Source organism: Halomicrobium katesii DSM 19301, assembly GCF_000379085.1.
Classification (GTDB): domain Archaea; phylum Halobacteriota; class Halobacteria; order Halobacteriales; family Haloarculaceae; genus Halomicrobium; species Halomicrobium katesii.
This window is the reverse complement of sequence record NZ_KB905378.1, coordinates 984228-996245: the sequence shown is the minus strand read 5'-3', so window position 1 is coordinate 996245 and position 12018 is coordinate 984228. Positions and strand designations below refer to the sequence as shown.

The window sequence follows — 12018 nt, the reverse complement described above, 5'->3', positions numbered from 1 at the left end:
TGGGAAGGTGTGAGACGAGACGCGATCGCGACTGTCATCGGTCGTCCTCCAGTGGCAGAGAGAATAGCATCCGGAAGCCAACGTCGTCCGCCGGTCCGTACACCACGCTGATCCCGTCTGCGGTAGGCTCGTCGCTCAGGTCGATAGTCGTCTCGTCACCTGTACTCACCGTCTTCTGGTCGGGCCAGAGCGGTTTCTTCTCGACCTCTCCCCCGTCCTCGGGCGTGTCGATGTCGTAGCAGATCAGATCTGAATCAGCCGACTCGCCGGCCTCGTGACGAAGCGTGACGGTTCGAGCCGCGGCATCGAAGTTTCCACCCCAGGTGACCTGTGGCGGATCGTCGATCGGATCGCGCTCGCGGTTCGGCCGGGTCGGAACCCGGGCGGAGACCGTCATGAATCGGCCGTCGGCCTCGACGTCGACGGTCCGTGCCTCTTTGGTGAGTTCGTGTCGCTGTTGTTCGAGGGCGCTTTTTGTCCTGTCTGCGGAATTGTCAGCGGCGGATTCGTACCGTTCGATCAGCAGGTGGTAGGCGACACCGTCGTCGATCCGAAACGCGTCGGCACCGAGTTCGGCAATTTCAGGGTTGAGTCCGGGATGCGAGCCGCCGATGTACAACATTCTGCTCGCACCGGCCGCGTCGGTGACCGCCTCGAACGCGTCGTTTTGCTCGTGATACCGTTCCGTGTGGCCGTGTCCGGCGTCGATCGTCCCCTCGATATCCGGGGCGTTGTGCTCGTTTGCGCTTGCCCAGACGACGACGCCGTCTCGTACTGCAGCCCGTCTGCGTACGTCCGAACGGGAGTACACGTCGTAGCCGCGATACGATCTCTCGGACTCGTAGCCGGTGTCCGCGAGCGTGGCGGCGACATCGTCGGCGGTGAACTCGGCCTCGATCACCGTGGCGAGGTTCGTGGTCGTGAGGCTGTCGTAGTTCTCGTAGCCGATGCCGAAGTAGTCGAGCTCCAGCTTGTGGAACCCCCGCCTGGCGACGAACTCCTCGGGGACGGGGCCCTCGAACGGACCGGGCTCGGCGTAGGTGATGACCCAGTCTTCGTCCGTTTCGCTGTCCCACCCCGCGGGGAGCCAGCGGCGGTACTTCGGCGGACCGGCGTCCGGAACGTCGACGCGGCCGTACCTCGGTTTGCTGCTCAGCGGTGGCAAGCTTCCAGTACAGCCGCTGAGTCCGGTCGCAAGACCGATCGCGACGGCCGTCGCGCCGCGGCGGAGAACCGAGCGACGCGTCGGTCGGGAGGGGTCGTCTGGTGGAACCATCGTGGTACGTAATCGATGACAGCCGGACACCTTTATACCGGGTCGTCGACCGCGCGCCGGCAAGCATCGGCGAAGGGTTTATACGCCGTCTGAGAAGCGACCGGAGCGTATCGGACGATCGGTCGTCACGCTCGAACCGTCACCGTCCGCCGTCGTGGACCGTCACACTCCACGAGCAACACGGACTGCCAGGTCCCGAGCGAGAGGGCTCCCTCGTCGACCGGAACGGTCTCGCCCGGTCCGAGCAGCAGCGTCCGAAGGTGGGCGTCGGCGTTGCCGTCGAGTCGGTCGTGGTCCCACCTGTCGTCGGGCACGAGATCGGTCAGCATCGACTCGAAGTCACCGAGCAGGCGAGACTCCGCCTCGTTGACGGCGACGCCGGCCGTCGTGTGTCGGACGAAGATCGTCGCAGTTCCGTTGGCATCGGCGGGCAGCGCCGACTCGACCTGGTCGGTCACGTCGACGACCTGACAGCGGCGGTCCGTCTCGACTGTGAACGTCGGCATGGCTCATACGGACGGTTGTAGGCGTTTACCCAGTCGACCGCACGACGGCGTGCGGTCGATCTGGTAAAGACCTACAACTTTCCGTATCAGACGTGAATGGCGGAGAACGTGAACCGGTCGGTATCCGCGAGTGATCGTCGCGGGCACCGACGGACGAGTGGCGAACTTTGATTTGGTCGCCGGACCCACGGGAGAGTATGAGCGAGGACTGCATCTTCTGTTCGATCGTCGAGGGCGACATCCCCGGCCGAATCGTCCACGAGACCGACGACGCCGTCGCGTTCCTCGACGCGAACCCGCTGGCTCGCGGCCACACGCTCGTGATCCCCAGAAACCATCACGAGCGCCTCGACGACGTGCCGGCCGAGGAAGCGACGGGCCTGTACAGCGCGCTTCACCAGGTGGTCCCGGCCGTCGAGGCCGCCGTCGACGCACCGGCCACGACGGTCGCCTTCAACAACGGCGAGGACGCCGGTCAGGAGGTCCCCCACGTCCACGCCCACGTCGTCCCCCGCTTCGAGGGCGACGGCAGCGGTCCGATCCACGCGATATTCGGCTCCCGGCCCGACCTCTCGGACGACGAACTCGACGAGATCGAAGCGGCGATCGAGCCGTAACCGGAGTCCGACCCTTTTTATTCTGTGGCGAGTGAGCGAAGATTACGATGGCAGACACGCTCGCGTTCGTCGGCGTCGCTGGCGGCGTCGGCACGACACGCACCGTCGTCGAGACCGCGGCGACGCTGGCGCGGGGCGGTCACTCGGTCGCCGTCCTCGACGCCGCGCTCGACACACAGGGACTGTCGACCTACGTCGAGGGGCGACTGGACCCCGATCTCACGGCGGTCCTGGTCGAGGAGACCGGCTTCTCGGAGGCGGCCATTCCGGGGTGGCCCGAGCTGGACGGCGAGGTGGCACTGTACCCCGCCCACGCACCGTTCGAGCGACTCGCACGCGCCAAGACGGTCGACGCGGCACAGCGACTGGAGACGTGTATCGACCACGCCGCGGGACGGTACGACCACGTGTTGCTTGACGTGCCCCCGGTCGCCGACAACCAGGCCGTCGCAGCGGTCCGCGGGGCCGATCGGCGAGCGCTCGTCGCACCGGCGACCCGGCGCGGCAACGACCACCTGCCCCGGATGCGCGGGCGACTCGTCGACCTGGGATTCGACGCCGACGCGGTGGTTGGGACGTTCGCCGACGGCGAGGCAGCGCTGTCGGCGGACTACGAGCTCCCGACCGCCGAACGTGGCGCGACGGAGCCGACCGCGACCGATCCCGACACGGAGTTCGCACCCGCCGTCGCGGCGATGACCGAAGCCCTGTGTCGCTGCTCGCTCGATCTCGACTTCCCGGAAGAGGGTCTGCTGAGGTGACACCGCTGGCTTGCCTGCGGTGTCGAACAGCGGCCGGAGATGAGACGACGGTGACGGCCACGGCCGCAGACGGACAGTTGTAGCGACGTACCGGTGAGCGTCTCCCCCGTCTCATACGGATTATTGTAGCGATTTACCGGTGATCGTCGCCACGGAGTAGACGATCACCGGTAAGCAACTACAATAAACCGTATCAAAACAGATCCGACGGCTGCTCGACGGCGTCGCCAAGCGACGCCTGTCGGTCGGTCCCCCGACCGTCGGTCAGCGCGCCTTCGAGCGCTTCGCGCGCGTCGGCGATCGGTTCGTGCGTTGCGACGTACGTCGCCAGCGCGAACTCGCGTTCGCTCGCGCCGGTGAGTGCGACCGCCTCGCTGCGAGCGAGGTCGCCCGATAGCCAGTCGTCGAGCACGTCGCGCTGGCGCGGGCTGAGCGGACAGACGTGTTCGCCACACAGGTGGAGCGTCTTGGCTGCCGTAAGCGGTGTGAGTCCCGCCGCCCGCCCGGCGTCACCGACGCTCTCGCCCGCCGCGTAGGCCTCGACCAGCGTCGCCGCCCGCTCGGGATCACAGGGGAGCCGGGTCGCGACGCCGTCGAGGCGTTCCGCCAGCGTCCCCTCCGTTCGATCGACCGACGCCACGCCGTGCTGGCGCTGGGTGGCAGTCACCTCGATGCCGGCCGCGATCTCGGAGAGAGTCATTACCATCAGTTCAGTCTCCACGTAATTTAAACCCATTGAACGTCGAAAGCCGGCGCTGGTCGGTGACGGGTTCGACCGGCCACACTGACGTTTTACCTACCGGTTACCGGTTGGTAAAATTCTCGCGAAACCGCCGATCACCGGCCGAACGACCCGGTTTTAAATAGTCCATCCGGACGAATCTCGAAATACAATGAGTCAAACGGCACAGCGATGTCCGGAGTGTGACGGCTCGATCGATGCATCGGCACGCGAAGCAGTGTGTACCCAGTGTGGCCTCGTCGTCGACGAGGACCAGCTCGACCGCGGCCCCGAGTGGCGGTCGTTCGAGGACGACGGAGAGCAGAAGGCACGCACCGGCGCGCCGCTGACCCGCTCGCGCCACGACCGCGGGCTCTCGACGGAGATCGGACGATCGACCCGGCTCAAGGGGCGCAAGCGCCGCCAGATGGCGCGCCTCCGTCGGGAGCACAGCCGCGCCCAGACGGGCTCGAAGCGCGATCGGAACCAGCGCATCGGCTTCATCGAGATCCGGCGACTCGTGAGTCGGCTCGACCTCTCGTCGACGATTCGGGATCGGGCCTGTGTCCTCTTCGAGTCCGCACAGGAGGCCGATCTCCTGGTGGGACGGTCGATCGAGGGGTTCGCGGCCGCAGCGGTGTACGCGACCTGTCGCACGAGCGAGATCGCGCGGACCGTCGAGGAGGTCGCCGCCGACGCTCAGGCCAGCAGCGGCGAGCTACGGGTCGCCTACGACGCGATCAACCGCGAGCTGGGACTGCCGACGGGTCCGATCGATCCGCGCGAGTATCTCCCGCGGTTCGCAAGCGAGCTCGACGTGCCCCACGAGATCGAACGCCGAGCGACGGCACTGGCCGATCTGGCAGCAGAGCGCAATCTGATCGCGGGCAAGAATCCCGGTGGCGTCGCCGCCGCGTGTCTCTACACCGCCGCCCGAGAGGCGGACTACGAGCTGACGCAGGCTCGGGCGGCCGCCGTCGCAGACGTGAGTCCGGTGACGCTTCGGTCGACGTATCAGGCCCTCCAGGACTGACGGTCGGCGACAAACGGCACGGAACAGCAGCTACGGGCGGTGGCCGCGACAGACCCGTTCGACGGCGTCGGCGAGCGATCGAAACGCCTGGCAGGCGGGCGTTCCCGGCGACGCCCGACAGACCGGCTGGCCAGCGGCCTGTGCGTCCGCGACGACTGCGTCGTCGGGCACCGTGGTCACCGGCGCGCCGAGCGTCGCCGCGACGGCGTCGGGGTTCGCGCCGTCGTCCGCGCGATTGAGGACGACGCGTGCCAGGCCGGCGTCGAGTTCCCGTGCCAGTTCACGAACCCGGACCGCGTCCGTAACGGCCGATTCGGACGGGGTAGTCACCAGCACACACGCGTCGGCGACGTACAGCGGGAGACCGACATCGGCTCGCAACCCCGCCGGAGAGTCGACGACCACGTCGCCGTAGGCGCGCTCGACGGCTTCGATCGCGGAGACGAGCGCCGTGGGATCGCCGGCACGAGCGCCGGCCAGACTGCGTCCACACGGCAGGATCGAGACCGGTGGCCCCTCTCTGACGGCCTCGATAGGATCCGCACGTCCGGCGAGTACGTCGTGCAGATCCGGCCCGTGGTCGGCGGGCAGGTCTGCCATACCGAGGTCGCCGTCGACGACGACGGCGTCGAGGTTGGCGGCGAGGTTGTACGCGACCGTCGACTTCCCGACGCCGCCCTTGCCGCCCGTCACGGCCAGGATCATGTCAGTCGCTCCAGCGACGACAGCGGCGGATCGGTCGCCTCGATCCGATCTGCGAGTCTGCGTGCGCGGTCTGCGACCGACAGGAGCCGGCGTCGGTCGGCGGCACACGCGCGGGCGGCTCGCCGGCCGGCGGCGAGTCCACCCGTCGACTGGAGGGCCGTCGTCGCCTCGGGGACCGTCTCGACGGCGTCCAGTCGTTCGAGAGTCGTCACCCGCTCCTCGACGCCGTCGAGCCAGTCGGTCACCGGATTTGTCGAGCCCACTCGTCGGTCCGGCACTGTCTGGTCCGTCGACTCGTCGCCCGCGGGGTGCTCGGGAGAGGGCACGTGACCGGGATCGTCCGGCGTCTCCTCGGCCGCCGGAAGCGTGTCACAGTCGGGACGCGGGTCGGCCCGGACGGTCGCCTCCGGTGCGGGCACCCCATCACGGGGCGGTGACGGATCGCCGAGCCGCTGGAGGACCGCCGTCGCGTCCTCGCCAGCGGCGTCCTCCGCGTCCGGGACGACCTCGCGTTCCTCGACCGCGACCGGCTGTTGAGCCGGTGGTGCCGGCGTCGCGTACCCCAGCGCGAGCCGTCCGTCGGCCGGCACGACGCCCTCGTATCCCGACTCGTCCCAGCCGCGCTCGGGTTCGCCCTCACAGCGGGGCGGCCAGACCGGACCGTCGAGTCGCTGTTCGACGCGGACCCGACGGGCTGGCCCGTCGCTGTCCAGCGAGACCGTCACGAGCGTCACACCGTCGATCGCCGTCGCACTCGCGTCCACCGAAACCATACGGTCAGTGGCCCCGTCACGCGATTTAAACGTCCGGGCCGCAGGCGACGACAGGTCCCTCGATCCAGGCGGCCGCGGCGGCCGGCGTCGGAAACTGCTCCGTCGCGAGCACGACCGGCCCTCGCTGGGTCCCGACACGGAGGATCGCCAGAGCGGCGGTCGTCGGGTCACAGTCGAACGGGTCGGCACCGGGATCGAGCGCGAACACGGCCCGTTCGTAGGGCCCGCGGACGCGCTCGACCAGCCACGAGCGCGCGTCGCGTTCGCGGTTGGCGATCCGGTCGTCGAGGCGGAGGCGACGCTGGCGTCGGTCTCGCTGTTCGCGTGTCGCCTGCCGGGTCTGTGCGGCCGCGAGACGGGTCGTCTGTGCCTCCGACAGCCGCGCGGCAGCCTCACGCAGTGCCGCCCGCTCGTCGCTGGCGTCCAGGTCGTGCGCTCGCAGTGCCGAGATCCGACCGCGGAGTTCGGCGACGCGTTCTTCGAGAGCTCCCGGATCGTCTTCGGGCGGTGTCGCGTGCTGTGGCACGCGCTCGTCCACGTCGATCTCGTCTCGCTCGGCCCGCAGTCGCTCGATCTCGTCGGCCTGTGGTGGCGTGAGGCCGCGAGTCCTGGCGGCGACCGCGAGCGCCGGCCGGATCCGGAGTCCCATCTCCGGGTGGACGTGCCCCGCGCGGTCGAAGAGCGGTCCCGGTGGGGGACAGTGGACGCGACAGGGGGCGTCGTCGCCGCGGACGGCATCGGCGACCTGGTGGCTGGAGACGCCGGTCGCCCGGAGGTCCGCGACGCTGCCACACCACGTTCGGTCTGCCGTCCGGACGATCACAGGTCTCGCTCCCGGAGCGCCGACGGCCCGGGGTGGTCGGTCCCGGCGGAAAACTGGCGATAGGGAACCGACGGCTGGTCGCGGTCCTCGTAGGCCTCGGCGGCATCGCGAACGTCGGCGGGCACGTCCGCCGGAACGAACGGCTCGACGCGCTCGACCTGTACGTCCCGTCCGTGCTTCTCGCGGAGTCGACACGCCTGAAACGCCCCGAAGGCCGTCCCTGCGAGCAGTGCCGCGCGGCCGAACTGCCGGACGGTCGTCTCCTCGTGGGCCCGCGTGACGTTGCGCAGCGACGACCGTGCCGACCGCGAGTACGTGATCACGAGGAACATACGCCCACGATCCTCGCTTTCAGTGTTTAAATTTACGGACTACCGATCGTTTCGAACGCGGACCGGCGGCGTGCTGTCGAGGTCGACACGAGCGTCGCACAGCGACGTGATCGAGGCGACCGCCTGTGCGTCGTGGGCCGCCGGATCGAGGTGAAAGTGGGCCCGAGCGTCCGCGAGGTAGCACTGTCGGGTCACCGTGTGCAAGAACTCGTAGGCCGTTTCGACCGCGACGTGGCCGAGCAGCTCGGTCAACGAGTCGAAACACACCGTCAGCTCGCCGTCGGTCTCCGCGATGAACTGGCTGAGTTTGATCCCCAGCGCCGCGAGGTCACTGGGCGTCGAGATCACCTCGACGGTGACGTCGTCGTCTCGCTCGCCCGCGGGGGTCGTGCCGACCGCGAGGACGGCACGGTCGGCGTCCGCCGCGACCGTGTCGTCGAGACACTCCGACGGCGACTGCCCGAAAGAGACCCACAGCACCGTCCGGCCCGCGGCACCGCCCTCGGCCAGCAGTCGCCCACAGAGTTCGTCGGTCCGCGCACACGACCCACAGAGCAAGAGCGTCGTCACACCGTCCAACCGGTCGATCACGGACTGCATTACCGGAACCACAGGGACTACACCCGCAAATCCCTTTCCACTGCCAGATCAGGGATCGACCGGCGTCACCTCGAAGCGGCCCGGCGACTCGACGAGCGCCTGGACTCGGTCGCGGGCGTCCGGGCGCGAACTCGCCAGGACGACGACGCCGTCGGCGTCGCCGCCGTCCGCGCGGTAGGCCTGCAACTCCCCGTCGAAGTCGGTCGCGTAGGTTCGCAAGACGCCCCGGACCTCCGCTTCGAGATCGGTCAGCGAACACTCGCCCCGTTCGAAGCGAGCGAGTGCGTCCTCGACGTTCCGGAGTGCTGAGATGCGGTCCATCTACGTCGTCCTCAGGTGATCGGTCCGTGGTTCGTACACCTCGCCTTTCTGCTTGAGCTTCTCGATCTCGTGTTCGGCCTTGGACTCCTCGATTCCGACCTCCTCCGCTCGCTCGACGACCACGTCGACCGGCGCGCCCTCGTCGTACTCCGCCTCGATGTCGGAGATGATCCCCTTGAGGTTCTGTATCCGATCACGCTGGCTCTTCGAGGTGCCGGTCTCGACGACGTCGGCGTCGAACTCGCCGGTCTCGGGATCGACGCCGATCTGCTCCATGCAGTAGCGAGCGATCGAGGTCGCCCGATCGGCGTCCTCTTTCTCGACCGTGTCCGAGAGCCTGATCCGCGCCGACGCCTCGGAGAGACGGACCAGCGCCTCCAGCTTTCGGGCCGTCACCGGCACCGCGGCGTCCTCGTCGGTCCCCTGGACCCGCAGATCGACGTAGAAGTCCTCGATCTCGGTCTTTGCCTCCTCGGTCATCGTCGGGAAGCAACTCGTCTTCGCGTGAGCGACGTACTTCCGCAGCAGGTCCGGCTCGATCGTCGGCGCGACCTCCTCGGTGACGGCGTCGACCTGCTCCTGGCTGTAGTCCGAGGTGGGATTCTCCACGCGATGGGTGTGGAGTTCCCCCGCGTAGTTCGTCTGGATGATGTGACTCGCCAGATTGCGGTCTTCCTCCTCGTCGGGCTCGTCGGTCACCGTAAAGATGAGGTCGAACCGCGAGACCAGCGCGGGTTCGAGATCGATCTGCTCGCCGATGGGCTCGAACTGGTCGAACCGGCCGTACTTGGGGTTGGCCGCCCCCAGCAGGGAACACCGGGACTTCAGCGTCGCGTTGATCCCGGCCTTGTTGATAGAGATCTCCTGCTGTTCGAGGGCCTGGTGCATCGCGGAGCGGTCGTCCGGATTCATCTTGTCGAGCTCGTCGACGGCGGCGATCCCGAGGTCCGCGAGCACGAGCGCACCCGCCTCCAGCGTCCACTGCTGGCCGTCGCCGAAGTCGTCTCTCACAGCCGCAGCAGTCAGGCCGGCGCTGCTGGATCCCTTCCCGGAGGTGTAGACAGACCGTGGTGCGATATTTTGGATATATGATAACATCTGGGAGTTATGCGAGATGACACCGTTCGTGAGATAGTTGTGTGTCCCCTCGATTTCGAGGTCGTACACCCACTCGTCGTCGGGTTCGATTCGTTCGACTGACTCGATTTTGTCCCATGCGGTGTCGCCGTCGTTCAGGTTTCGAAGTGCATCAAGATCACGGCGAATCGCTGCGAGACCCCCACCGTCCGCGTGGGCACTGGACACGTGCTCGTCGGTGGTTTCGATCTCGGCCCAGCGGCGTTCGAAAGCATCAAGCACCGACGAGAGGCTGTGACGACTTGGATTCTGCCGACCGCGCTCGTAGTGCTGGTATGTCGTTCGTGGGATGCCACAGTCGTGCTGCGTTAGCTCAAGTGCTTCGCGGATTCGCCGGAGCTCTGCCCCGATATTGGGAATCACATCGAGATTTGTATTCTGTGATTGGCCGTCGTACTCCGTACACGCCTCGGCTTTTCTATCGGTGACAAACCCGATACGGTCGACATATCTGTCGAAGGAACGACCGGAGATTCGAAGACGGTAGCTCCCGTTATTTCTCGATTGTAGCTGTGACGTGACACCGACAGACAAGAGAAGCGTCCGAACGTCTTCAAGCAGTCCTCTGCTCATCGAAGCAACGGTAATCTCCCGTTGCGACGCAGACACGTGCCCTTCCCCTTCGATGTACCCCCGAAGGAACGCAGTTTTTGCGCCCTCGGTCGCTTGCATCAGCGGCCGTGGCACTCGAAGGTTCGCAGACGAGGACAAGAGAGCAGGATCGAGCTCGTGGAGAAAACTGACGAATTCGCCGGCCGAGCACATCAGATCACGTGCGTCTTTCCCCTCGTGGGCCGCGCGCTCCGTCACATTCAGATTCAGCGATTCCAGTGTCTTCGTCGCATCATCGAGCACTTCGCGATCGTTGTTCGTTATCGAGACGAATCCGGTGTTATCGTCGCGTTGCTCCACGTATCCCTCTGCAACGATGTAACCGATCAGTCGCGCGAGTGCCGGTGTCCACTCATCTGGTAGTTTCAGGTCGATTCGGTTGTGCGACTGTGACTGACGGAAATTGACCTCCAAATCCGCGGATCCGTTGGCAGGGACCTCTTTTGGCACAGCGACGAAGTCTCCCTCAGAGAGATGGTCGGCTGTGACCGTCTGGAATCGCCCGTTGGACTGGACAAACAACGGATGGGACGGCGTCACGTCCAGATCTCGTCCCGTGCCTGTTCGGATTCGATAGAGGTGATCCGGTGCCTCTCGCTTCCACACTTTCGTCGCCCGTTGCCGTGTTATCGTTCCGTCGTCCTGCAACGATGGCACTTCGAAGTCGACGTTGTCCCAGACCCCGTCGTCGATCGGCTTCGGGTCGTCGAGATTGTCCTCGGCGAGTTCCCGTATCGGTACTTCGGTCCCATCGCCGAGTGTCACACGGGTGTCTCCGGCGACGCACTTCCCCGTACCCGGATCTCCGATCAGCAACATATGGAGGTCACCCCGTATCCGAGACCCGTCGGGGAGGTGTTTGGTGACCCCGGAGAACAGCTGGAGCATCATCGCGAGTTTCTCTCGCTCGTAGCCGTAGATCGACGGCGCGATCGCACCGACCATCTTGTCGTAGAGGTCGTCCTCGTTGGACAGCTCGATGATCTCTTTCTTGTCCTCTTCGGTGATGTCCATGTCCTCGAACTGTTCGTCCTCGATGGAGACGTCGATCCCGTCCATGTAGAGGTCGAACATCGGCGACTGGCTGCGGTCGTCGCCCTGCTGGTCGAGCTTGAGAACACCGGTGACCCGGACGTGGTCGCCGGCGGTCACCTCGCCGGTGATGTCGTCCTCGATGTTCACGTCGATGGCCTGGGGGGTCTCGCCGCCGCGCAGTCCTTCTGGTGACTCCTGAACGCGGATCTTCTGGGCGTCGACGAACTCCGACTGGTCCATGTTCAGGCGGAAGGGCCCCTGGCGCTCACAGCCCTGGCACTCGTGGGGCTCCTGAAAGTCGCCGGCGACCTGGGGAATCCGGGTGAGGGTGCCACAGCGCTGGCACTCGAAGGCGGCGTTCGTGACCTTTGGCCGAACGTCGGTCGCCTTGCGGACGATCCCCTGGACGGCGATGAGCATCCCGTGGTGCTCGTGGCGAATCGCACGGATGTCCTCGGACTCGGGGAGGTCGTGAAAGCGGACGTGGGCCTGGCCGAGCTTCACGTCGACCGGGAGGTCGTACAGGCGCAGCGCCTCCTCGGCGTAGTCCTGCATCTGCTCGGGCCGGTTGCGCACGTCGTCCGCGAGGTCGGGGTCGAAGCGATAGAGGTCGTCCCAGTCGACCCACAGCGACTTCTGGTCGTTGGGGTACTTCTGGGCGAGTTCACCGATCTCGTTGCGGTAGTAGTCCCGGTAGAACTCCTCGAACGCGTCGGTGAGTTCGGTGTTGTCGACGCCGGTAGCCATTGAAACCGAGATAGTGCGT

Annotated in this window: 13 protein-coding genes; 3 read left to right on the top strand and 10 right to left on the bottom strand. The window is 66.5% G+C overall.

Annotation, left to right across the window (positions count from 1 at the left end):
* Positions 1-34 precede the first annotated feature (34 nt).
* Positions 35-1276 (bottom strand): hypothetical protein, encoded by a 1242-nt coding sequence (locus tag HALKA_RS19140; protein WP_018256997.1) that lies wholly within the window; start codon positions 1274-1276, stop codon positions 35-37.
* Between the two features lie 125 nt (positions 1277-1401).
* Entirely contained in the window at positions 1402-1782 is a 381-nt protein-coding gene (locus tag HALKA_RS0105270) for a secondary thiamine-phosphate synthase enzyme YjbQ (protein ID WP_018256996.1), read from the bottom strand.
* A 197-nt stretch (positions 1783-1979) separates the two neighbouring features.
* Between HALKA_RS0105270 and HALKA_RS0105265 the strand changes: the two genes are divergently transcribed.
* On the top strand, positions 1980-2399 hold the full coding sequence (locus tag HALKA_RS0105265) for an HIT family protein (RefSeq protein ID WP_018256995.1): 420 nt from the start codon (positions 1980-1982) through the stop codon (positions 2397-2399).
* A 47-nt stretch (positions 2400-2446) separates the two neighbouring features.
* The gene (locus tag HALKA_RS0105260; RefSeq protein WP_018256994.1) at positions 2447-3160 is read left to right on the top strand and encodes a ParA family protein; all 714 of its coding nucleotides are present in this window, start codon (positions 2447-2449) and stop codon (positions 3158-3160) included.
* A gap of 193 nt (positions 3161-3353) precedes the next feature.
* On the opposite strand, the gene HALKA_RS0105255 is transcribed toward HALKA_RS0105260, so the two are convergent.
* Complete coding sequence (locus tag HALKA_RS0105255; RefSeq protein WP_018256993.1) at positions 3354-3860, bottom strand: DUF7858 family protein; 507 nt, start codon at positions 3858-3860, stop codon at positions 3354-3356.
* 193 nt (positions 3861-4053) lie between these two features.
* On the opposite strand from HALKA_RS0105255, the gene HALKA_RS0105250 reads away from it, so the two are divergent.
* Positions 4054-4914, top strand: a complete 861-nt coding sequence (locus HALKA_RS0105250) for a transcription initiation factor IIB (RefSeq protein ID WP_018256992.1) — start codon at positions 4054-4056, stop codon at positions 4912-4914.
* Positions 4915-4944: 30 nt separating this feature from the next.
* Here the strand turns inward: HALKA_RS0105250 and HALKA_RS0105245 are convergent, their stop codons facing one another.
* From HALKA_RS0105245 to HALKA_RS0105215, 7 genes are read right to left on the bottom strand one after another with little or no spacing between them, the layout of a single operon-like run.
* Positions 4945-5619 carry a MinD/ParA family ATP-binding protein gene (locus HALKA_RS0105245; protein ID WP_018256991.1) on the bottom strand — a complete coding sequence of 225 codons (675 nt, stop codon included), beginning with the start codon at positions 5617-5619 and terminating at the stop codon, positions 4945-4947.
* Entirely contained in the window at positions 5616-6392 is a 777-nt protein-coding gene (locus tag HALKA_RS0105240; protein ID WP_018256990.1) for a DUF7857 domain-containing protein, read from the bottom strand. Before HALKA_RS0105240 ends, HALKA_RS0105245 begins: the two co-directional genes overlap by 4 nt.
* A 25-nt stretch (positions 6393-6417) precedes the next feature.
* Positions 6418-7215 (bottom strand): DUF7856 family protein, encoded by a 798-nt coding sequence (locus HALKA_RS0105235; protein WP_018256989.1) that lies wholly within the window; start codon positions 7213-7215, stop codon positions 6418-6420.
* Positions 7212-7547 (bottom strand): DUF7855 family protein, encoded by a 336-nt coding sequence (locus HALKA_RS0105230; RefSeq protein WP_018256988.1) that lies wholly within the window; start codon positions 7545-7547, stop codon positions 7212-7214. The genes HALKA_RS0105235 and HALKA_RS0105230 overlap by 4 nt, the downstream gene beginning before the upstream one ends.
* A 39-nt stretch (positions 7548-7586) precedes the next feature.
* Complete coding sequence (locus tag HALKA_RS0105225) at positions 7587-8147, bottom strand: DUF7504 family protein (protein ID WP_018256987.1); 561 nt, start codon at positions 8145-8147, stop codon at positions 7587-7589.
* 48 nt (positions 8148-8195) lie between these two features.
* Positions 8196-8468: a DUF7854 family protein gene (locus HALKA_RS0105220; protein ID WP_018256986.1), complete on the bottom strand. Its 273-nt coding sequence runs from the start codon at positions 8466-8468 to the stop codon at positions 8196-8198.
* The gene (locus HALKA_RS0105215; RefSeq protein WP_018256985.1) at positions 8469-11999 is read right to left on the bottom strand and encodes an LAGLIDADG family homing endonuclease; all 3531 of its coding nucleotides are present in this window, start codon (positions 11997-11999) and stop codon (positions 8469-8471) included.
* Positions 12000-12018 lie beyond the last annotated feature (19 nt).